Source organism: Actinomadura macra NBRC 14102, assembly GCF_001552215.1.
In the GTDB taxonomy this organism is placed as follows: Bacteria; Actinomycetota; Actinomycetes; order Streptosporangiales; family Streptosporangiaceae; genus Spirillospora; species Spirillospora macra.
Map to the genome: position 1 here is coordinate 98,029 of NZ_BCQT01000016.1, position 21,502 is coordinate 119,530.

The window sequence follows — 21,502 nt, forward strand, 5'->3', positions numbered from 1 at the left end:
TCATTACCGACCGCGGATGTGAAACGCTGTGAAATTCTACGAACCGGCCGGGGAGGCATCATGAGAGCCGCCCGCCGTCCCGCTCTCGGCGCCCTTTTCGGTGTGCTGACTGCGGCCGCACTCACCGTCTGTCCGCAGGCGTCCGCCAAGGCCGCCGGCCCCCGGATCGACCTTCAGGTTCTGGTCGTCACCAACGGAAGCTCCTCGGTGACCGCCGTCGCCGAACAGCTGCGGACCGAGGGCGTCCCGTACCGGACCGTCGACCTCCGGCAGAGCAACCGGCCGGTGATCAATGAGGCGTTCCTGTCCGACACGGTCAACGGGACACCCCGCGCCAAGTACCAGGCGGTCGTGCTGCCCAACGCGGTGCCGTTCGAGAACGCCGCCGAGGCGACCGCGCTCGCCGCGTACGAGACGAAGTTCGGCATCCGCCAACTCGACTCCTACGCCTACCCGGACGCGAACGTCGGGCTCAACGGCCCCAGCTACGCCGGCCAGTTGGACGGCACGGCGGCCACGGTCTCCGCGGGCGCGCGGGCGGACGCGTTCCGCTACCTGAAGGGCCCCCTGAAGTTCGAGGACATCAGCCCCGGCGCGCAGGAGAGCTACGGCTTCCTCGCGACCCCGCTGCCGGACGACCCCGCCACAGGGCGGTCCTTCCAGCCATACATGACCGCGACCATCGGCAACGTCACCGGGGTCACCGCCGGCGTGTACAACCACGACGGCCGCAGCGAGATGGTGCTGACCTTCTCCGCCAACAGCACCCAGCGGCAGTTCCAGACGCTCGGGCACGGTCTCATCAGCTGGCTGACCAAGGGCGTCCACCTCGGCCACAGCCGCAACTACCTCGGCGTCCACGTCGACGACGTGTTCCTGCCGGACGCCCGCTGGAGCATCGAGGACAACTGCACCCCCTCCGAGGACTGCCCGGACGGCGTTACCACACCGCCCATCCGCATGAGCCCCGACGACGTGAAGTACGCGGCGGACTGGCAGGCGCGGAACCGGCTCGTCCTGGACATGGCGTTCAACGCCTTCGGCAGCGACGACGCGATCAGCAAGAACGGCTCCGACGCGCTCACCGAGTCCTTCCTCGACGCCAAGGACCGGTTCCGGTGGCTCAACCACACCTACGCGCACGCCTTCCTCGGGTGCGTGCAGAACAACACCGTCCGGCCGTGGAAGTGCAGGATCGACGAGGACACCGAGGAGATCGAGTACGTCGACGAGGACATCATCAAGCAGGAGGTCACCAAGAACCTCCAGTGGGCGTCCAACCACGGCATCACCCTCGACGCCAGCGAACTGGTCACCGGTGAACACTCGGGTCTGCGCATCCTGCCCCAGCAGCCCGACGACAACCCCAACCTCGCGCCCGGCCTGTCGGGCACCGGTGTCAAGTGGCTGGCCGGGGACGCCTCGCGTGACAAGGGCCAGCGCGCGATCGGCTCGCTGCGCACTGTTCCGCGGCACCCGCTGAGCGTCTTCTTCAACGTCGCCACCGCCGAGGAGGAGGTGGACGAGTACAACTGGATCTACACCAAGCGGGACGACGGCGGAAGCGGTATCTGCGAGGACAACCCCGACACCGTGACGTGCATCGAGCCGCTCGACCCCAAGACCGGGTTCACCTCGTACATCGTCCCGACCGACGCGCGGATCTCGCTGTCGCACGTGCTGGCCAACGACCCTCGCCCGCACTACGCGCACCAGTCGAACCTCACCGAGGGTCGCATCCTCTACCCCGTTCTCGAGCGCATCATGTCCGAGTACCGGTCCTCGTTCGCCGACAACACCCCGCTCGTGTCCGAGGAAATGTCGGTGCTGGGCGCCGAGCTCCGCAGGCAGGAAGTGTGGCGTGCGGCCCTGGCCGGTGGCGCCATGGAGAAGGGCACCCTCACGGCCTACCTCCAGGACGGCAAGGTCACCGTCCGTCCGCCCTCCGGGCTGGACGTACCGGTGACGGCGCCGGAGGGAACGCGAGAGGGCTCTGGATCCGACACGTTCGGACAGAGCTACGCCGGTGAGCGGTCCGCCTACAAGGCCGGGGAGTTCACGTTGACTCCGCCCGGGACCTGATTTGGATATCACCCTTGTGACCGAGGGGACCTATCCGCACAACTTCGGTGGTGTGAGCGTCTGGTGCGACCAGCTCGTCCGGGGGATGCCTGAGCACTCCTTCCGCGTCCTGGCCATCACCGCCAGCGGGGCCGAGCCGGTGGTCTGGGAACTGCCAGGCCATGTCACCGCCGAATCTGTGCCGATGTGGGGGCCGCCCGCCGGGCGGCCCCCGTCCCGGGGGGCGGCGCGGCGTTTCGAACGGCTGTGCCGCGCCTTCCTGCACGCGATCCTGTCCCCCTCCGGGCCGGAGGCCGAGGTGTTCCCGCACATCCTGCGGGCGCTCTTCGAGTACGGACAGACCGACGACCTGCAGGGGGCACTGCGCAGTGAGGGCCCCGTGCGGTGGCTCATGGACGCGTGGCGGGCACGGAAGGCGGAGTACGACAAGATCGGCGTGCGGCCCACCGTCCACGACGCCCTGACCGCCATCGACCTGCTGGAGCACCAGCTCCGCCCGTTGATGCGGCCGGCCCCGCGCGGGGACGTCACCCACGCGGTGTCCAACGGCATCCCGGTACTGCCGGGCCTGGCCGCCAAGTGGACGTACGGGACGCCGTTGTGCCTCACCGAGCACGGCATCTACCTGCGCGAGCGTTACATCGGGTTCCAGCGCTCGCCCTATCCGTGGCCGGTCAAGTCGGCACTGCTCGGGTTCCTGCGCCTGCTGTGCGGCACCGGCTACCGTGCCGCCGACCTCGTCACCCCGTCCAACCTGTACAACCAGCGATGGCAGGTGCGGTGCGGCGCCGACCCCGGCAACCTGGAGACCGTCTACAACGGCGTCGACCCCGCCTGTTTCCCGGCGGCGGGAGCCGAGCCCGCGGTCCCCACGATCAGCTGGGCGGGACGCGTCGACCCGATCAAGGATCTGGAGACGCTGATCCGGGCGTTCGCATTGGTCAAGGAGGAGGTTCCGGACGTGCAGCTGCGCATGTTCGGAGGAACCCCCTCCGGTGGCGAGCGCTACCGCGACCGCTGCGAGAAGCTCGCCAGCGACCTCGGGGTCGCCGAGCACGCCACCTTCGAGGGGCGGGTGGACGACATCCGCGACGCCTACGCGGCGGGGACCGTGGTGGTGCTCTCCAGCATCTCCGAGGGGTTCCCCTACACCCTCATCGAGGCGATGACCTGCGGCCGGGCGACCGTCGCGACGGACGTCGGGGGTGTCACGGAGGCGGTCGCCGACACGGGGCTGGTCGTACCGCCGCGGGATCCGCGCAAGATGGCGGACGCGTGCGTACGGCTGCTGAACGACGAGATGTCCCGGCGACGGCTCGGGCACGCCGCCCGGGACCGGGCGCTGGAGCTGTTCACCGTCGACCGTGCCGTGGAGGCGTTCCGGTCGATCTACGACGGGCTGGGTGAGCTTCCCGCCGAGCCCGCACCGGGCTCGGCGTCCACGCCGTGTACGGCCTCCGCGGCGTCGGGGGCCCCGGTGTCCGACCGCCGGCCTGCCGAGACGAGGAGGCTCGCATGACCGTCATCGCGCCGGACCGGACCGACGAGCTCCTGGAGCGCATGGAAGAGCTGTGCGCGAACGCCGTCGACCCGCTGGAGGTCACGGCCGCGCTGGAGGCGGACGGGATCAACGACGAGGCGGCTCGCGGCTACGGCCACCAGGACGTGTTCGCGCTCGCCGAGGATCTGTACGACCGGACGCCGCGGCGCCCGCCGCCCCTCGGGGCGTCCGATTCGCCGTGGCGCGCCGTGCCCTGGCGGCACCTGCTGCGCGGCGTCCTGTTCGGCATGCCCGGACTCTGCTTCGTGGCCCTGCAGCCGGTGCTGGTGAAGACCGCCGCCGGCGTTCTGCTCGTGCTGTCGCTGCTGCTGTCCTGGACGGTCAGCCAGGGGACGGCCTACCTCGGGTACGTCCGGCTGGGCCTCGGGAACCGGGCCGCGGCGGCCTGGGTGCTCAGGTACGGTCTGGCCGCCGGCGTGCTGGTGGTGGTACCGGTGACCGTCGCGGCCGGGACCCTCCTCGCGGCGGGGACGGCGGCGATCGCACTGGCCGCGGGGCTGTGCGCCTACCTGCTGTCGGCGATGGTGGCGCAGGTCAACGGCGCCGAGCCCCGGCTCCTCATCGCGCTCCTGCCCGGCAGCGCGACCGTGGTGGTCTACTTCGCCCACCAGGGCGGCGTGCCGGCGTCCGGGGGGGTACCGGCGGTCATCTGGATCGCCTGGCTCGTGACGCTCGCCGCCACGATCGTGCTGGCGATCGTCTGCACGTCGGGAGCGGGCCGCCCGAAACGTCCGGTGGGGGCCCTTCGCGATATCGCGGCGGCGCTGCCCTTCGCCATCTTCGGGCTGCTGACCGGGGGGCTGCTGACGTTCACCCTGCTCTGCGCGCTCGCCGGGCGGCCGGTGCCGCCGGGGCCGACGACCGTGGCGGTGCTGGCGCTCTCCATCTCGATGGGCGTCGCGGAGTGGATCCTGTACGCCTTCCGCAAGCGCGTGCACCACCTGCTGCGTCTGCACTCCGACATCGCGAGCTTCACGCGGGCCGCCCGCACCGCCCTGGCGACCGCGCTGGCACGCTACCTGGCGGCACTCACCGGGCTCGTCGCGGTCGCCGCTCCGATCGCCGGCCTGTCCGCCACTGCGGCGACCCTGCGGATGCTCGCGGGGTTCCTCGGGCTGGGCGGCGCGTTCTTCCTGGCCCTGGTCCTACAGGCCTGCGGACGGGTGCGGGTGGTCCTCGGCGCGTCCGCCTGCGCGCTGCTCGCCGAGATCGCCTCCGCCGTGGGCGCCCCGGCGGCGGAGCCTGCGACGGTCCAGTTGGCCGTGGCCGGCGCGTTGCTCCTCACTCTCTCGATCTACGCGGGCACGGTGCTGTCCCGCGCAACCTCCCATCGATGATCCCTCGCTGAAAGGCATGAATCCGATGAAGAGCATGGTGGCCGTGACGGGAGCCGACGGATTCATCGGCTCCCACCTCGTCGAACTGCTCGTGGAACGAGGCCATCAGGTACGGGCCATGGTCCAGTACAACTCGTTCGGCACCTGGGGCTGGCTGGACACGCTGTCACCGGACGTCATGGCCGCGGTGGAGGTGCTGCCGGGCGACGTCCGGGACCCGGAATCGGTGTACGACCTGGTCTGCAAGGCCGATGTCGTCTACCACCTGGCGGCACTGATCGCGATCCCCTACTCCTACCGGGCGCCGCAGTCGTACGTGGAGACGAACGTCCTCGGGACATTGAACGTCCTGGAAGCCGTGCGGAGCCTGTGCACACCGCGAATGGTGCACACCTCGACGAGCGAGACCTACGGCACGGCACGCGAGGTACCGATCGGGGAGTCGCATCCGCTCCAGGCGCAGTCGCCGTACGCGGCGACGAAGATCGGTGCGGACAAGCTGGTGGAGAGCTACCACGCCTCGTTCGGCCTGCCGGTGGTGACACTGCGCCCGTTCAACACCTTCGGGCCCCGCCAGTCCGCTCGCGCGTTCATCCCGACGGTGATCAGCCAGATCGCCGCGGACGCTGACGTCGTCAAGGTGGGCGCGTTGGAGCCGACCAGGGATTTCACCTTCGTCAAGGACACAGCCGAGGCGTTCTTCACCCTCGGCACCGCGGCCGAGCAGGCCGTCGTCGGCGGCCTGTTCAACTCCGGGACGGGTCAGGAGATCTCCATGGGCCGGCTCGCTCGGACGATCGCCGACCTGATGGGCGCCGACACCGAGTTCCGCTCCGACGCGGCCCGGGAGCGTCCCGCGAGCTCAGAGGTCATGCGGTTGGTCTGCGACAGCGGCAGGTTGCGTCGCGACACCGGCTGGCGGCCCCGGTACACGCTGGAGGAGGGGCTCAAGGACACCATCGAGTGGTTCCTCGACCCGCTCAACCTGGCGCGTTACCGGCCGTCCCTGTACAACATCTAGCACGGAGAGGAATCATGCACGCCGTTATCCTCGCTGGCGGCAAAGGGGTGCGGCTGCGGCCGTACACGACGACATTGCCCAAACCCCTCGTGCCGATAGGCGACGAGTACGCCATCCTCGAAATACTGCTCCACCAGCTCTCCCGCCAAGGGTTCCGCACGGTGACGTTGGCCATCGGGCACCTCGGCCACCTGATCCGGTCGTATGTCGGGAACGGGAGCCGGTGGGGGCTGCGTATCGACTACGCGGCCGAGGAGGCGCCGCTCGGCACCATCGGGCCCCTGCTGACGCTGCACGACCGCCTCCCGCCCGACTTCCTGGTGATGAACGGCGACGTCCTCACCGACCTGGACTTCGCGGGGCTGCTGGACGAGCACATGGCGACCCGGCCGCCGCTGACCGTGGCAACGTACGCGCGCCAGGTGGACATCGACTTCGGCGTGCTCACGACCAAGGACGGCAGGGTCGTGGAGTTCAGCGAGAAACCGACGCTCGACTACCAGGTGAGCATGGGCGTGTACGGGGTCTCCAAAGAGGTCCTCGGGAAGTACGAGCCGGGGATCGCCCTCGGCTTCGACGAGTTGGTCCTGGACCTGCTCGCGGAGGGACGCCACCCGCGCGAGTACCGGTTCGACGGCTACTGGCTGGACATCGGCCGCCCGGACGACTACGACCGGGCCAACGCCGAGTTCCCGCGCCTGCGTCCGCAGTTGATGGAGGGCCGTGACCGGGTCGCGGCCGGGGGGCGCGGCGAGCAGCCCGTCCGTAAGGAACCGGTGAGCCGGCGATGAGCCGTGTCCTGCTGATCGGCGCGACCGGCTTCGTCGGCCGGCACGTTCAGGCGCGCGCCGCCGCGGCGGAGGTCGAGGTCGTCGCGGCCGCGCGTTCCCCGGAGCCGGGGGGACGGTGGCTGGACCTGGCCGCCGGGTCCGCGGCAGTGGCCGAGACGATCGCCGACATCGCCCCGGACGCCGTCATCAACTGCGCCGGGGTCACCAGCGGCACCCCGGCAGAGCTGGTCCGGGGCAATGTCGTGGCCGTGGCGAACCTGGTGACGGCGCTGACTGCCACGTCCATCCCGGCGCGGCTGGTCCATGTGGGCTCGGCCGCCGAATACGGCGAGGTCGAGTACGGGACGCCGGTGAGCGAGTCGGCCCAGCCGCGGCCCTACGGCCTGTACGGCGTCACCAAGCTGGCCGGAACCGAACTGGTCCGCTCGGTCGCCGAGACCTCGCTGGACGCCGTCGTCCTGCGGGTCTTCAACCCGATCGGGCCCGGGTCGCCAGGGTCCACGCTGGCCGGACGGCTCGTCCACGAGCTGCGCCGCACGGGCACCGACGAGGACGTCCGCGTGGGGCCGCTGACGGCGAGCCGGGACCTGGTGGACGTCCGCGACGTCGCCGACGCCGTGCTGACCGCCGCCCTCGCGCCCGCGCGGCTGCCCGCCGTGCTCAACGTGGGCAGCGGACGGGCGACACGGCTGCGCGATCTGACGGCTCTGCTGCTGCGCGTCACCGGGTCGCGGCGCCAGGTCCTGGAGGCCGCCGCGCCCGGCTCGGAGCGTTCCTCGGGCGTGGCCTGGCAGCAGGCCGACATCGGGGCGATCGGCCGCGTCCTCGGCTGGAAGCCCGCGACCGACCTGACGACCTCGCTGCGTGATCTCTGGGCGGAGACGGTATGCCCGGGTTGATCAGCCGCGTCGGATCGGTAGCGGTGCCCGCCTACTTCCATCCGGCCGCGGCCGCGGTGGACTGGGCGATCCTCGCGGACGCCCGGGTGGGCGTCGTCGTGCTCAACGTCGACAGCGGAGCGGGCACCGTCCGGGACCGCGAGTTCGCCGCCGTGGCGGACCGCACGTCCGCCGCCGGGGTGCGCCTCGCGGGCTACGTGGACACCGCCTACGGCCGGCGTCCGCCGTGCGAGGTCGAGGAGGAACTGAAGCGCTACCGGACGTGGTACGGCATCCGGATGGCCTTCCTCGACCAGGTGTCCGCGGAGCCCGGGCATGTGCTGCGCTACCGGCGGATCACCGCGGGGGCCCGGGGCCGGGGGATGGAGTACATCGTCTTCAACCACGGCACCTACCCCGACGCGGCCTACTCCGGGCTCGCCGACCTTCTCGTCACCTTCGAGGGTCCGTGGTCGGCGTACCGGCGCCTGCGCGCGCCCGCGTGGGCGAGACAGCTCCCCGCCGAACGGTTCTGTCATCTCGTGTACGCAGCACCGCGTCCAGTGCTGGCGCGCGCGCTGGCGCGGGCGGGCCGGTGCAACGCAGGCGTCGTGTACGTGACGGACCGCAAGGGCGCGAATCCCTGGGACGGCCTGCCCGAGTACTTCTCCCGCGAACTGTCGCTCGTCTATGCCCAGCAGTGAGGTGGTTCAGGACGGGTAGCGGTAGACGAACGCGGACGGAGCCGGCCGCGCGGGCTCGGGCGCCTGGACGGCCTCGCCGACCGGGTCCCGGACGAGGTGATGGTCAGGTGACAGGGAACAGGCCGGGTCGGTGCGCGCGGCGTCGCCGGTCAGTGCATACGCCTGGCAGCGGCAGCCACCGAAGTCGGTCTCGCGACGAGGGCAGCCGTCGCACGGGCCGGTCATCCAGTCGGTGCCCCGGTAGGCGTTGAAGGCCGCCGACTCCGTCCAGATCCAGGACAGCGACTTGTCGCGCACGTTCGGCGGCGCCAGGTCCGGGATCGCGTAGGCGGCGGGGCACGGGAGCGCCGTGCCGTCCGGCCCGACGGTGATCGAGCGCATGCCCCAGCCGCCCATGCACGGCTTCGGGAGGCCCTCGTAGTAGTCGGGCATGACCCACACCAGCTCGGGCCCGCCGTCCGCGCGCTGGGCGGCGACCGTGGCCTTGGCGCGGTCGAGCTGGTCCCTGGTGGGCAGCAGAGCCCCGCGGTTGCGCAGCGCCCAGCCGTAGAACTGGGTGTTGGCGAGCTCGATCCGGCCAGCTCCCCAGCGGGCGCCCAGCTCGATGATCTCGGGCAGGTTGTCGAGGTTGTGCCGGTGCAGGACCACGTTCAACCCGAACGGCAGGCCGGAGGCGCGGATCACTTCCGCGGCCCGCTCCTTGGCCGTGTACGAGGCGCTGCCGGCGATGAGGTCGGAGCCGACGCGGCCGGCGTCCTGGACCGAGAGCTGGACGCTGTTCAGCCCGGCGTCGGCCAGGCCGTCCAGCCGGGCGGCGGTGAGGCCGACGCCGCTGGTGACGAGTTGGGTGTAGACGCCGGCCCGGTGGGCGGCCGCCACGATCTCCGGGAGGTCGGGGCGCAGCAGCGGCTCGCCTCCGGAGACATGGGACTGCACGACGCCGAGATCCGCCGCCTCGGCGAAGACACGCGCCCAGTCATCGGTGGACAGTTCCGCGCTCTTGCGCACCAGCTCCAGCGGGTTCGAGCAGTACGGGCAGTGCAGCGGACACGCGTGGGTGACCTCCGCCAGCAGCGCCCACGGGGCCGGGAGCGCCTCCGCGGGACGGCCGGTCGCCGTGGCCGGGCCGGTCACCGGAGCCAGCCTTCCGCGCGGACCCGCTCCAGGAAGGCGGGCACCTCGTCCGACAGCGGAGCGTCCGGAAACATCCGGCGCAGCTCGGTGATGATGCCGTCGACGGTGCGGCTGCCGTCGCACAGTCGCAGGATCCGGCCGCCGGTGCCGCTGAGCCGCACCGCGCGCTCGGGCATCAGCAGCAGGTCGGCGTCACGGACGCGGTCGTACCGCAGCACGATGGACTCCCCCAGGGCCGGCCGCCAGGGGTTCTCAGCCGCCATCGGACGGCCCTCGCGCGTGCTCTTCGGCCTTCTCGCCGGCGCGCTCGACCGCGTCCAGCAGGGACCAGAGCACGTCGCACTTGAAGGCGACGGCCTCCAGCACGAGGTTCTCGTCGGCGCGGTTGCGCGCCCAGCGCTGGACGAGGGCCAGCGCCTCCTCGGAGTCGCGGCGGCCCTGGTCGACCCGCACCTGGAAGTACCGCAGCCCCTCCTGCTCCACCCAGGGGTAGTGACGTTCCCACGCCGCGATACGGGTCGTCATCAGGCCGGGGGCGAACAGCTCGGTCAGCGAGGACGCGACCGCCTCCAGCAAGGTGGCGTTGCGGCAGAAGTTCACGTAGCCGTCCACGGCAAGCCGGACGGCGGGCAGCACACCCTCGCCGGACAGCAGCAGGCCGCGTTGCAGGCCGGCCGCCTCGCCGAGCCGCAGCCATCGCTCGATGCCGCCGTCCTGCCCGGGAATCCCCTCCTGTTCCGCGAGGCCGTCGTGGTCGTGGATGCGGCGGATCCAGGAGCGCCGCAGTTCGCGCGTGGGGAGCCTGGCCAGGATCAGCGCGTCCTTGACGGGAATGTGCCGCTGGTAGTGGAACCGGTTGAGGATCCACCGGCGCAGCTCGTCCGGGGACAGCAGCCCCTCGTGCATACGGAGGTTGAAGGGGTGCCGGTGGTGATACCGGTCCTGCCCCAGTCTGTGAAGGCGTTGCTCCAGCCCGTCCGTCGGTGGCGCCATGCTCACAGTTCGATCACCGCTCTCTCGCTGGCCACCTCGATCCCGGCCGCGGCGAGCCGCCGATGTCCTTCGGCGTCCGGGTCGACGAGGGGGTTGGTGTTGTTCAGGTGGGTGTACAGGCGCCGCGCGGCCGGCAGCGCGGCCAGCCGCGCCTGCGTGCCGTTCGGGCCCGTGATCGGCAGATGGCCCATCTCGGTGGACGTGCGGCTGGAGCATCCCGTGCGGCGGGGCTCCTCGTCGTCCCAGAACGTGCCATCGACGAAGACGCAGTCGGCGCCGCGCAGGACGCGGTCCAGTTCTTCGGGCCAGGCGGCGAGTGCCGGCGCGTACACGACGACCTTGCCGTCCCGGGCATCCCGAATGCGCAGGGCCACCACCCAGGCGTCACCGAGGTCGCCGTTGTCGACGTTCTCGTCCGCCGCGTAGCGGGGCCGTTTGCCCGACACCCTGATTCCCTGGACTTCCAGGGGGCCGCCGTCCAGCGGCTCCGGCGCCTGCTCCGGAAGGGTCGTCCAGGACAGCGTGGTGTACGGGGCGAGAACGCGGTCGAGTCGGAGCCCACGAGACAGCGCGGCACGCACCGTGCCGGTCGCCACGACCCTCACGCCCGACGCCTCCCTCAGCCGCGGGAGGCCGAGCGTGTGGTCGAGTTCGGCATCGGTGAGGATCACGCCCGCGACAGGGGTGTCGCGTCGCCCGGGGCCGGGATGGAGCGCGGCGCACTCCTCGATCTGCTCGCCGATGTCGGGGGTGGCGTTGACGACGAACCACCGCCCCTCGCCCGCCTCGACGGCGATCGAGGCGTGGCGACGCCGCCACGACGGCTCGGCGCGGGCGGCGTCGCACCCCCGGCATGCGCAGTTCCACTGGGGCACGCCGCCGCCCGCCGCGGTGCCGAGGACCAGCAGCCGCATCGCGGCCGGGTCAGACTTCGGCGCCGAAGTAGGCCGTGACCTCGAGTGACGTCTCCACGATCTGGTAGTCGGGCGTCACCCACCCGGTGTCGCGGCCGTCGGTCTGGTCCCGGGTCGTGTCAATCATGGGAGCACCTTCCTCTGGGTTGTCCCGGAGCGTATGCCCATCCTCTCCGTCCGCCCTATGCAGGGAGTGCCAGAAACATGCGCCCCAGTGACCACTTGGCTTCACCGGGACTTGACGCGGGGCACCCGAAGGGTTCACCTTACTAAAAGGAAAGTTTCCTTTGAGTTGGTTGCCGGGCCGGCTCGACTCCGTCTCCAGGTACTCGTACCTCCCCGCCAAGGAGAAGCAGGATGCCAAGGAAGTCCAGCCTCGCCGTCGCCGCCACCGTCGCCGTTGGCCTACCGGTGGTCGTCGCCGTGCCGGCGTGGTCCCACGGGTTCACCACATCGCCGCCGAGCCGCAGCTACCTGTGCGGCACGCACAAGGTCCAGAACTGCGGCGAGGTCCAGTGGGACCCCGACGGTGTCGAGGGCCCGAAGGGGTTCCCGAACTCCGGCCCGCGCGACGGCACCATCTGCGCCGGCGCGGACGGGCGGTGGTCACCGCTCGACGACCAGCGCGGCGGCACCGGCTGGCCCGGGACCAAGGTGACGGCCGGATCGTCGTTCAGCATCAACTGGCAGTTCACCGCCGCCCACTCGACCTCGTCGTTCCGCTACTTCCTCACCAAGGACGGCTGGAACAGCACGCAGCCGCTGACCCGCGCCTCGCTGGAGCTCACCCCGTTCATCCAGCAGAACTACAGCGGTCGCCAGCCGTCGAACCCGACGACCCACACCGGGACGCTCCCGCAGCGCAAGGGCCGGCACATCCTGCTCTCCGTCTGGGACATCGCGGACACCGGGAACGCGTTCTACCAGTGCTCCGACCTCGACTTCGGCTGACGTCCAGGAGCTGACCGGTACCGGAACGGGAGGCCGCGCCAGGGCTACGCGCGGCCTCCCGTTCCATTTCGGTAGCGTCGCTTCCATGCGGCTTCACGTGGGATGCGCGATGTGGACTCACACGCCCTGGCAGCGACGTCTCCTGCCTCATCCGCTCCCGCCGGACGAGCGCCTGCGCGCGTACGCGACCTGGTGCAACGCCGTGGAAGGCAACACCACGTTCTACGCGACGCCGGCGAGGAGCGCGGTGGAGTCGTGGGCACGGCAGACGTCCCCCGATTTCCGGTTCGTGGTCAAGCTGCCCAAGACGATCACGCACGAGCGCCGCCTCAACGGTGCCGACACCGAGGTCCGGGCGTTCCTGGACGCCATCGAGCCGCTCGGTCCGCGCGTCCATGCGCTCTGGGTCCAGCTGCCGGGATCGTTCGCGCCGGCCGACATCGGCGGCCTGGCCCGCTTCCTGCACCGCCTCCCCCGCAGCTACGGCCGCGCGGTCGAGGTCCGGCACCGCGCGTTCTTCGAGGACGCGCGCTCCGAGCGCCTCCTCGAACAGGCCCTCGCCGGCGTCGGCGCCGAGTGGGTGCCCTTCGACACCACCACGCTCTTCCAGAGCCGCCCGACCAGCGACGCCGAGCGGGACGCCTGGACGAAGAAGCCGCGCGTCCCGCGACGGTCGCGGGCCCTCACCGGCCAGCCCATCGTCCGCTACCTCGGCCGGGACGACCCGGTGCGCACGGTCGAGGGCTGGCGCGAGTGGGCCGGGACGGTCGCCGGGTGGTTGCGCGAGGGCCGCTCGCCGACCGTGTTCGTCCACACGCCCGACAACGCCGAAGCGCTGACGCTCGCCCGCCGCTTCCACGAGGATGTACGGGAACTCGTGCCCGAGGTGGAAGCGCTGCCCGAGCCGCTTCCGGCGGAGCCCCCGACCCTTTTCTGAGATTCGAGCCGTCATCGCGCGCCTGGACGAGGGCGTTGTCGCGCCGCCCCTTGACGCCCCTTCGAGTCATCAGTGGCGGGTGCGTTTGAGTAGGGGATGCTCATGCGCTGCCGGCCGCTGGGGCGCAGGGTCGGGGCATGGAGACATATCTGGCAAAGGCCGACGCGTCCCGGGCTGCGGAGATCGCCGCGACGGACTCACCCTTCACCATCGAGATCCGCTTCCTGGGCGGGCTCTCCGATACGCAGCAGGCCGCGTTCGCGGGGGCCGCGGACCGCTGGGCGCACGTCATCGTCGGGGACCTGCCCGACATCGAGATCGACGGCGACCTCATCGACGACGTGCTGATCCTCGCCCAGGGGCAGGCGATCGACGGTGTCGGCCACGTGCTCGGGCAGGCAGGACCGACCCACGCCCGCCGCGCCGCGGACGGTACATGGCTGCAGCCGTGCAAGGGCCACATGGCGTTCGACACCGCCGACCTCGGCCAGATGGAGACCGAGGGGACGCTGCTCGACGTCATCACCCACGAGATGGGCCACGTCCTCGGGGTCGGAAGCATGTGGGGCCTGCAAGGTCTGGTCAGCCCGCCCCCGGACGCGCTGGAGAACCCGGTGTTCAACGGGCCCGCGGCGATGACCGAGTACGGGCTTCTCCTGGACGGCGGCGAGGCGCGTCCCGTCCCGGTGGAGAACCAGGGCGGCGGCGGTACGGCCCGCGTCCACTGGAGGGAGAGCGTGTTCGCGAACGAGCTGATGACGGGATTCGTGGGGGCCGCGGGGAACCCGCTGAGCCGGCTCACCATCGCCGGCCTCCAGGACCTGGGCTACCAGGTCGACCTGGACGCGGCCGACGACTACGCGCTGCCCAACCTGCTGTCGCTCGCGCAGGCCGGCGCGCTGGTCACCCATACCGCGCCCATCGACCACGGTTTCGTGATCCCGACGATCCCGGTGCCGGTGGCGACGAAATAGCGCCGGCGGACGTCGCTCGACGATCCTCGCCGGCCCTTCCGGGGGCGCCGGGGTCGCGCCTCCGGTGCGGGCCCCGGCCGCCGCCGATTCCGCTCATTCGTGGCCGTTGTGGCCACGCAGCGCGTCCAGGTAGCCGGCTATCGCGTCCCGGTTACGGGTCAGGCAGTCGATGCGGTCGGTCATCTGGTCGCGTTCGCGTTCGAGCGTGGCGATCATCTCGGGTGTCGCGTCGGTGAGGTGGATGACCCTTGGGCCGTCGAGGTACGGGAGGATCTCCTTGATGATCCTTGTCGGCAGCCCGGCGTCGAGGAGACCGCGGATCTGCGCGACCCGGTCCACCAGGCGCTCGTCGTAGTCGCGGTAGCCGTTCGCGGCGCGAGCGGGAGTGATCAGCCCTTGCTCTTCGTAGTAGCGCAGCAGACGAGTGGGTGTGCCGGTGCGCTCCGACAGCTCTCCGATTCGCATCTGCCCCACCCTCGCTCGACCCCTGCGGCCTGGGGCACGTCGCTCCCCCGGCCCGCCTGACCGATGGATGACCCGACCCACGGAGCCCAGGCGCTCGGTGACCGGAATTGTAAGGTTCGTCCGTGAACCACATCGAGGTCATCACCAGCGCCGGGGCGGTGCGCGGTCGGCACGAGGACGGGCTCGCCGTCTTCCGCGGCGTCCCGTTCGCTCGTCCACCCGTCGGCCCGCTGCGCTTCGCGGCTCCGCAGCCGCCGGAGCCGTGGGACGGTGTCCGTCCCGCCATCGAGTTCGGCACGCTCCCGCCGCAGCCGTCGGGGCCTGGCCCCGCCACCCCCGAGACCATCGGAGACGACTGGCTGACCTGCAACGTCTGGTCGCCCGACCCGGGCACCAGCGGCCTTCCGGTGATGGTGTGGATCTACGGAGGCGCCTACCTCTCCGGAAGTTCCGGCGAACCCGGGTACTCCGGTGCGTTGCTCGCGCGCGAGGGCGGTGTCGTCGTGGTGACGTTCAACTACCGCGTCGCGATGGAGGGCTTCGGGCAGATACACGGCGCCCCCGCCAACCGCGGCCTGCTCGACCAGGTCGCCGCGCTGGCCTGGATCCGCGACAACATCGCGGCCTTCGGCGGTGACGCCGGGAACGTCACGGTCTTCGGCGAGTCCGCCGGCGCCGGTTCGATCGCCTCCCTCCTGGCGATGCCGCGCGCGGCCGGTCTCTTCCAGAAGGCGATCGCGCAAAGCGTCCCCGGTACCTTCTTCTCCCTCGCCCTGGCGGACGACATCGGCGCCGCCATCGCCGGCGAGGCCGGATTGCCGCCCACCGTCCCGGCACTCGCGACGCTCCCGCCCAGCCGCCTGCTGAAGGCCGTCGACGCCGTGATCTCCACGCTGCGGACGAGGGAACGCTGGGGACAGGTGGCGCACACCCCGACCCCGTTCTCCCCGGTCGTCGACGGAGACGTCCTACCGTGCACGCCGTGGGAGGCGCTCGCCGCCGGAGCCGCCCGCGACGTCACATTGATCACCGGACACAACCGCGACGAGTACCGCCTCTTCCTCGTCCTCGGCGACCTCCTGGGCAAGATCTCTGACGATCAGGCCGGCGCCGCCCTCCGCGCCTTCGCACCGGATCCGTCCGCTTTCCGTGCCGCCTTCCCGGGCGCACCGGCGGAACGGCTGTACGAGATCGTCTTGTCGGACTGGCTGTTCCGCATGCCCAGCCTGCACCTCGCCGAGGCCCAGACCGCGGGCGGCGGGCGGGCGCACCTGTACGAACTGACCTTCCAGGCCCCGGGATTGGGCGGGATATTCGGAGCATGCCATGTCCTGGACGTCCCGCTGGCGTTCGGCAACCTCACCGGCGGCCTTGCCGACCTGCTGATCGGCGACATCCGCGCGGAGGCCGAGACGGTCTCGGCCACGCTCCGCCGAGCCTGGACGCGTTTCGCGACATCCGGAGATCCGGGCTGGCCGGAGTACGACCCCGACCACCGTCCAACCAAGATCTTCGACACCGAACCCTCGGTCATGTCCTATCCGGAGCAGACGTCCAGGTCCCTGTGGGCGGCCCACACCTTTCGCGAGCTTCCCCTCCTCTCCTGACGCGGGGCTCGCCTCCGGTTTCGTCGGTGCGCGTGGCTAGCATCGAACGATGTCGTCGCGCACCTAGCAGCTGGGGAAAGAATGATCGAGAAAGACGCACTTCACCAGGTTCAAGAGATCTGCCTGGCCCTCCCCGAGGCGACGGAGAAGCCGTTCGGCGGGCACACGGCGCCGTCCTTCCGGATCCGCGACAAGCTGTTCCTGATGACGAGCGAGGACGGCCTGTCGATGATGTTCAAGGCCGGCGCCGGAGTGCAGGAGGCCCTGGTGGCGGAGAGCCCGGAACGCTTCTTCGTCCCCAAGTACGTCGGCAGCAAGGGTTGGGTGGGAGCACGGCTGGACGTCGAGCAGGACTGGGACGAGCTCGCCGAACTCGTCGAGGACAGCTACCGCCTCATCGCGCCGAAGCGCCTGTCCGCCCTCCTCGACGACCGCTGACATCCGTGGCCCACGTCCGCCGCCGGTCATCGGTTCCGCCCGTCCGTTCCCACCGTCCCAGTTCGGGTCCTCAGTATCGGCCCGCAGCGCCGAGGGGGCACTACAGCCAGCCGTAGCCTGGACCTGCGGCAGGCTGCATTCTCGCGGCGGTGGCGCAGATCTAGCGTCACGATCATGACGACGAAGACACGCCCTCGTACCCTGGCGCGATGGTCGAGCACATCCGCGGCGCTCCTGGTGCTGGCCACCTCGGGTACCGCCGCGTTCGCCAGAACCGACGTACCCCAGGGGCTCGCCGGCTACTACGACCAGCGGATCACGTGGACGGACTGCCGGCAGGGGCCGGACGACGAGCTGGGCGTCGGCCTGGACCGGGCCGGTGCCCGATGTGCCCGGCTAACCGTGCCCCTGGACTACACCCGGCCCGCGGGACGCACGATCACGATCGCCCTGTCGCGGCTCCCGGCGACCGACCCGTCCCACCGAATCGGCACCCTCATGCTCAACCACGGCGGCCCCGCCGAGCCGACACTCGGCATGCCGCTGGAGACCCGCGAGTACATGGGGAAGGTCAGCGCAAGGTACGACCTGATCGGGATGGATCCCCGTTTCGTGGGACGCAGCACCCCGCTGGACTGCGCCTGGCCCGTCGGCATCTGGATACGCTCGGCCGGCACCGACCGCGCGGGTTTCGACCGTCAGGTCGCCTTCCACAAGGACTTGGCCGAACGTTGCGTGAGCCGGCACGGCGATGTGCTGCCGCACGTCAACACCCGCAACACCGCTCGGGACATGGACCTCGTCCGCGCCGCCCTGGGCGAGCGCCGGATCTCCTACCTCGGCTATTCGTATGGCGCCTACCTCGGTTCCGTCTACGCGCAGATGTTCCCTGGAAGAACCGACCGGATGGTCCTCGACAGCGCCGGCGACCCACGTGCGTGGGGCCCCAGACTGACCGGCAACGAACGCGCCTCGGAGGGGGCCTTGCGCGCCTGGGCGACCTGGACCGCAGCACGCCACGAGCAGTACGGGTTGGGCCGCACTCGACACGCGGTCCTGGCCACCGTGGGAAGGATCGTCCAGTCGTCGTCGGAGCGTCCGCTGCGCATCGGTTCGTACACAGTCGACGAGCACGTGGTCCCGTACCTGGTGTACGGCGGCATCGGCAGCGACCGCGACCAGGCCCGCGCAGCGTTCGCGTCCAGCGTGCAGGTCCTGGAGCAGGCGACGAGCGGGGCCACCGTCCCCCCGACGCCGGCCCTGGAGGCGTCTCTGCGGTTCATCCTGAACGGCACGACCTCGCACCTGGTCAGCCCGGCGGCCGCGATCATCTGCGGTGACCGCGCCGCCCCGCGCGACCCCGAGGTCTACTGGAACGACGTCCAACGCAGCCGGCGCCGCCACCCCCTCTTCGGCCCGATCACCAACAACATCGCGCCGTGCGCCTTCTGGCCCGAACCACCTCGCGAGCAGCCGACCAGAATCGACAACGGGGCCGCAGCGCTGATTGTCTCGGCGACCGGTGACATCGCCACCACCTATCGGGGATCCCGCTCCCTGCACCGGTTGATGACCGGCTCCCGCCTGCTCACCCTGCGCGACGCCATCGCCCACGGCATTTACGGCGAGTACGGCGACACATGCATCGACGAGAAGGTGAACGCCTACCTGCGGACAGGAACACTTCCCACGCAAGACCTGACGTGCCGGATGCCGTCGCCCGCAGCGGGCCCGGCCGATCACCCGTGAACCGCCGCAGCACTCGCTGTCCCGATCGAGTGCTGCCGAGGGCGCGGCGGCTCAGCTGGTGGGGGCCGGGCCGCCGCGCACGCGCCGCACGAGGTCGATGGCGGTCTCCGGCCACCGGACGTGATCGAACGCGAAACCCGCCTCCAGCAGGCGGCCGGGGACGACCCGGCGGCTCTTCAGCAGAAGCTCGGTGTCCGAGCGCATCGCCAAGGCCCCGAGTTCTGCCATCCACCTCGTTGCGGGCAACCCCACCGGGACACCCCACGCCCCGCGCAGTGCCCGCATGAACTCACGGTGGGGCAAAGGAGATGGAGCGGTGAGGTTCACCGGCCCGGCGAGGTCGTCCCGCTCGACCAGAAACTCGACGGCGCGAACGAAGTCGCGGTCATGGATCCACGACACGAACTGGGCACCTCCGGCGACGGGACCGCCGAGGCCGAGCCTGGCCAGCCGCAGCAGGACATCGAAGACTCCGCCGCGATCGGGACTCATCACCATGGCCGAGCGTAGGGCGATCTTGCGGGTGGACGGCGTCTCGGCTTGTTCCTGCGCCCGCTCCCACGCTTTGGCGATCTCAACGCTGTAGGCCCAGTAGCCCGGAACACCGGGTTCATTCCCGCCGATCACACCGGTCGCCTCGTCGTTGGGCGCGTCGAAGCGATGGGCGTAGATGGTGGCGGTACTCATCTGCAACCAGACCCGGGGAGGCCGCGCGGCGGCTGCGATCGCCTCCCCCACCACCCGGGCGGAGCGGACACGCGAATCCATCATCGCCCGCAGGTTGGCCGGTGTGTAGCGACAGCTGACGCTGCGTCCGGCCAGGTTGATAACGACGTCTCCGCCGTTGATCGCCTCGGTCCAGGAACCGAGGGTCTCGCCGTCCCAGCGGATCTCGCGGTCGCGTACCGGCGTTCGGGTCAGGACCACCACGTCATGCCCCGCGGCGGTCAGGGCACGGTCCAGGATCGTGCCCACCTGTCCGGTTCCCCCAGGAATCACTATCTTCATCGGCCCGCCCTTCGCCGCCTGCCGCGAGCCTAACGCACTCCTTGAACACGTTCAAAACCGAGGTGCCGTCCATGCTCGCCTCAGGTCGACGCCATCCGGGATCGCGACGCACCTAGCAGCGCCCATCCCAGCTACCGGGCGGGACGTACTTCCATGAGTTCTTGCCCCTGTCCCTGGAGAGTTCGAAGATCGTTACCGGGGCGAACTGCGATGTGCCGTCGAAAATGTTCCCATTGGATTGGAAGGTGTACGCCCTGTTGATGGTGAGGCCGTTCTCATAGATCATGTCCGCTGATCGGTTGAGGTGACGGATTCTGTCGACGATCGCGGAACGGAACGCCGCCTTATCGTTGAATGGGTCCCATGACGTCACCGGCGCCCGTTTGGGGCTTTCGCCTTCAAGGACCGAACGGACCGCCTTGATGAGGATCCGTGCAGCGTCGTAGCCCACGGCGCTGTACGAAGTCGGCTCTTCCCCGGGATAGCTGTTACGATAACGATCCGCGACCGCCGCATTGATGTGACCCAGATTGGGATTGTTGAAGCACATCGGAGCGATGGCGTATGCCTTGATGGTTCCGTGCTGGAAAGTCCCACTGAAACCCTGGTTCATGATGGCCGCCGGGCCGACGAAGATGGTGTCGGCCCAAGCCTGATATCCCTTCTGCTTCTGCAGTGTTTGAACAGCGTCGTACAGAGAGATGGGCTCAGAACCGGTTCCGGCATAGAGCACGAAGTCCGGTACTTCGCCGCGTATCCTGGTCTTGAGATCCAGGATCACGTTGCTCGACAGGGTCAGGAACGGAGGTTCCTCTCCGGCCAACTCCTTCCAGGCTTTGATGAACTGCGCTGCGAAGTTGTCACCGAAGACGCTCTGCTGATCCTTGGCGATCACGACACGGGCGTTCGGGTTCTGCTGATACAGGAACATCGCCAAGGCTCTTTGGCGAACACTGTCGACCGTCACCAGGCGGAAGAAGGAACCCTCCCCCGGGCGCTGGAGGAGATCATCCGCGTTGCAGGACTCGCTGGCGGCAGACTTGTCGGTCAGGCAATCCGCCGTGTTCGCCGGGCTGATGAGCGGCACTCGCGCCCTGTTCGTGGTACGCATCTCGTTCACCGCGACACCGCTGTTGAACGGGCCGATGATCCCGGCCAACCTGGCGTCGTCCACGATCTCGGACAGGTGCACCTTCTTGCGTCCCCCGTCTTCACAGCCGTCGGGCGACACCAGCTTGACCAATCTCGATTCGCCGGAATCATCGAAAGCCACGATCTGCAGGTTGAACCGACCTATCTTGTTATCTAGAACCTCTTCCTCAAGAGCCAGGTTGATCATCCTGCAGATGGCGAGCGCGTCCTGCTTGTCGCGTCCGAGGAAGGGAAGACTGAAGCCTATTTTGATGACCGGCTGCCGGCTCGCCAACACCACCAGGCATGTCAGGATGAGGGCACTGGCGATCACGGTGACAAAAAGGACGCTCTGCATGAGCCGCTGCAAGAAGACTCCCCGGGGAAAGCCGGGCTGACTACCAGGAGCCGGAAACACCTCAAGCAGAATGGGAATGATCGCCGCGACGAGGCCGGCGAAGGTAATCACCAGAACGACGTCGTTGACGATGTCCGGGCGTTCGAGGTGGTTGGCGGCCAGCCCGATCACGGCGCCGGCAAGAGTCACCAAACAGGCGGCGACCAGATAGATCTTGCCGGTCTTGCTCAGTCTTCTTCCCATTGATAGCTCTCGCAGTTGGGTGCATGTTCCGGGGCGATGATCGACTTTCTCGGTTCCACGGGGACTGAGCTCGATGCTTTCAAGTCCAGACCCGATTTTCCGGATCTCGCCGGCCTTGGCCGGAGGCGGTCACTCGCCGCTTATCCCCGGTTACAAGGCTACGGTCAATCGCGACTGCGAAATTGATGCACCCCGCGTCGAACTGCCACGAGGACCGCGCGGCACC

At 69.9% G+C, this 21,502-nt stretch carries 21 protein-coding genes; 13 read left to right on the forward strand and 8 right to left on the reverse strand.

The window, feature by feature from the left end; genetic code table 11:
• Window positions 1-60 precede the first annotated feature (60 nt).
• Genes AMA02S_RS25650 through AMA02S_RS25680 form a run of 7 tightly spaced genes read left to right on the forward strand, consistent with a single transcriptional unit; the run spans window position 61 to window position 8,374 of the window.
• Window positions 61-2,082 (forward strand): response regulator, encoded by a 2,022-nt coding sequence (locus AMA02S_RS25650; protein WP_067462228.1) that lies wholly within the window; start codon window positions 61-63, stop codon window positions 2,080-2,082.
• A 16-nt stretch (window positions 2,083-2,098) separates the two neighbouring features.
• Entirely contained in the window at window positions 2,099-3,601 is a 1,503-nt protein-coding gene (gene pelF / locus AMA02S_RS25655) for a GT4 family glycosyltransferase PelF (RefSeq protein ID WP_067462231.1), read from the forward strand.
• Window positions 3,598-4,980 (forward strand): hypothetical protein, encoded by a 1,383-nt coding sequence (locus AMA02S_RS25660; RefSeq protein WP_067462234.1) that lies wholly within the window; start codon window positions 3,598-3,600, stop codon window positions 4,978-4,980. The genes pelF and AMA02S_RS25660 overlap by 4 nt, the downstream gene beginning before the upstream one ends.
• Window positions 4,981-4,996: 16 nt before the next feature.
• On the forward strand, window positions 4,997-6,001 hold the full coding sequence (locus AMA02S_RS25665; protein ID WP_281181919.1) for a GDP-mannose 4,6-dehydratase: 1,005 nt from the start codon (window positions 4,997-4,999) through the stop codon (window positions 5,999-6,001).
• A 14-nt stretch (window positions 6,002-6,015) separates the two neighbouring features.
• Complete coding sequence (locus AMA02S_RS25670) at window positions 6,016-6,792, forward strand: sugar phosphate nucleotidyltransferase (RefSeq protein WP_084265596.1); 777 nt, start codon at window positions 6,016-6,018, stop codon at window positions 6,790-6,792.
• The gene (locus AMA02S_RS25675) at window positions 6,789-7,691 is read left to right on the forward strand and encodes an NAD-dependent epimerase/dehydratase family protein (RefSeq protein ID WP_067462237.1); all 903 of its coding nucleotides are present in this window, start codon (window positions 6,789-6,791) and stop codon (window positions 7,689-7,691) included. Before AMA02S_RS25670 ends, AMA02S_RS25675 begins: the two co-directional genes overlap by 4 nt.
• Complete coding sequence (locus AMA02S_RS25680) at window positions 7,679-8,374, forward strand: spherulation-specific family 4 protein (RefSeq protein ID WP_067462241.1); 696 nt, start codon at window positions 7,679-7,681, stop codon at window positions 8,372-8,374. The genes AMA02S_RS25675 and AMA02S_RS25680 overlap by 13 nt, the downstream gene beginning before the upstream one ends.
• 6 nt (window positions 8,375-8,380) lie before the next feature.
• On the opposite strand, the gene pqqE is transcribed toward AMA02S_RS25680, so the two are convergent.
• Genes pqqE through pqqA form a run of 5 tightly spaced genes read right to left on the reverse strand, consistent with a single transcriptional unit; the run spans window position 8,381 to window position 11,542 of the window.
• Complete coding sequence (pqqE, locus tag AMA02S_RS25685) at window positions 8,381-9,508, reverse strand: pyrroloquinoline quinone biosynthesis protein PqqE (RefSeq protein ID WP_067462244.1); 1,128 nt, start codon at window positions 9,506-9,508, stop codon at window positions 8,381-8,383.
• Window positions 9,505-9,771 (reverse strand): pyrroloquinoline quinone biosynthesis peptide chaperone PqqD, encoded by a 267-nt coding sequence (pqqD, locus tag AMA02S_RS25690; RefSeq protein ID WP_067462251.1) that lies wholly within the window; start codon window positions 9,769-9,771, stop codon window positions 9,505-9,507. Before pqqD ends, pqqE begins: the two co-directional genes overlap by 4 nt.
• Window positions 9,761-10,501: a pyrroloquinoline-quinone synthase PqqC gene (gene pqqC, locus AMA02S_RS25695; RefSeq protein WP_067462254.1), complete on the reverse strand. Its 741-nt coding sequence runs from the start codon at window positions 10,499-10,501 to the stop codon at window positions 9,761-9,763. The genes pqqD and pqqC overlap by 11 nt, the downstream gene beginning before the upstream one ends.
• Before the next feature lie 2 nt (window positions 10,502-10,503).
• Entirely contained in the window at window positions 10,504-11,415 is a 912-nt protein-coding gene (gene pqqB, locus AMA02S_RS25700) for a pyrroloquinoline quinone biosynthesis protein PqqB (RefSeq protein WP_067462257.1), read from the reverse strand.
• Between the two features lie 10 nt (window positions 11,416-11,425).
• The gene (pqqA, locus tag AMA02S_RS25705) at window positions 11,426-11,542 is read right to left on the reverse strand and encodes a pyrroloquinoline quinone precursor peptide PqqA (protein WP_067462261.1); all 117 of its coding nucleotides are present in this window, start codon (window positions 11,540-11,542) and stop codon (window positions 11,426-11,428) included.
• Between the two features lie 230 nt (window positions 11,543-11,772).
• On the opposite strand from pqqA, the gene AMA02S_RS25710 reads away from it, so the two are divergent.
• From AMA02S_RS25710 to AMA02S_RS25720, 3 genes are all read left to right on the forward strand, one after another.
• Entirely contained in the window at window positions 11,773-12,366 is a 594-nt protein-coding gene (locus AMA02S_RS25710; protein WP_067462264.1) for a lytic polysaccharide monooxygenase auxiliary activity family 9 protein, read from the forward strand.
• An 85-nt stretch (window positions 12,367-12,451) separates the two neighbouring features.
• The gene (locus AMA02S_RS25715; protein ID WP_067462267.1) at window positions 12,452-13,303 is read left to right on the forward strand and encodes a DUF72 domain-containing protein; all 852 of its coding nucleotides are present in this window, start codon (window positions 12,452-12,454) and stop codon (window positions 13,301-13,303) included.
• A gap of 137 nt (window positions 13,304-13,440) precedes the next feature.
• Window positions 13,441-14,277, forward strand: coding sequence for a leishmanolysin-related zinc metalloendopeptidase (locus tag AMA02S_RS25720; protein ID WP_067462270.1), 837 nt, complete (start codon window positions 13,441-13,443; stop codon window positions 14,275-14,277).
• A 93-nt stretch (window positions 14,278-14,370) separates the two neighbouring features.
• On the opposite strand, the gene AMA02S_RS25725 is transcribed toward AMA02S_RS25720, so the two are convergent.
• Complete coding sequence (locus AMA02S_RS25725; RefSeq protein WP_067462480.1) at window positions 14,371-14,742, reverse strand: MerR family transcriptional regulator; 372 nt, start codon at window positions 14,740-14,742, stop codon at window positions 14,371-14,373.
• Window positions 14,743-14,864: 122 nt separating this feature from the next.
• Between AMA02S_RS25725 and AMA02S_RS25730 the strand changes: the two genes are divergently transcribed.
• From AMA02S_RS25730 to AMA02S_RS25740, 3 genes are all read left to right on the forward strand, one after another.
• Complete coding sequence (locus AMA02S_RS25730; protein ID WP_067462274.1) at window positions 14,865-16,349, forward strand: carboxylesterase/lipase family protein; 1,485 nt, start codon at window positions 14,865-14,867, stop codon at window positions 16,347-16,349.
• 81 nt (window positions 16,350-16,430) lie between these two features.
• Window positions 16,431-16,787 (forward strand): MmcQ/YjbR family DNA-binding protein, encoded by a 357-nt coding sequence (locus AMA02S_RS25735; protein ID WP_067462278.1) that lies wholly within the window; start codon window positions 16,431-16,433, stop codon window positions 16,785-16,787.
• Window positions 16,788-16,961: 174 nt separating this feature from the next.
• Window positions 16,962-18,536 (forward strand): alpha/beta hydrolase, encoded by a 1,575-nt coding sequence (locus tag AMA02S_RS25740; protein WP_067462281.1) that lies wholly within the window; start codon window positions 16,962-16,964, stop codon window positions 18,534-18,536.
• A gap of 51 nt (window positions 18,537-18,587) precedes the next feature.
• Here the strand turns inward: AMA02S_RS25740 and AMA02S_RS25745 are convergent, their stop codons facing one another.
• Together AMA02S_RS25745 and AMA02S_RS25750 are read right to left on the reverse strand one after the other, a co-directional pair.
• Window positions 18,588-19,544 carry a TIGR01777 family oxidoreductase gene (locus tag AMA02S_RS25745; RefSeq protein WP_067462283.1) on the reverse strand — a complete coding sequence of 319 codons (957 nt, stop codon included), beginning with the start codon at window positions 19,542-19,544 and terminating at the stop codon, window positions 18,588-18,590.
• A 112-nt stretch (window positions 19,545-19,656) separates the two neighbouring features.
• Window positions 19,657-21,276: an ABC transporter substrate-binding protein gene (locus AMA02S_RS25750; RefSeq protein ID WP_067462287.1), complete on the reverse strand. Its 1,620-nt coding sequence runs from the start codon at window positions 21,274-21,276 to the stop codon at window positions 19,657-19,659.
• Window positions 21,277-21,502 lie beyond the last annotated feature (226 nt).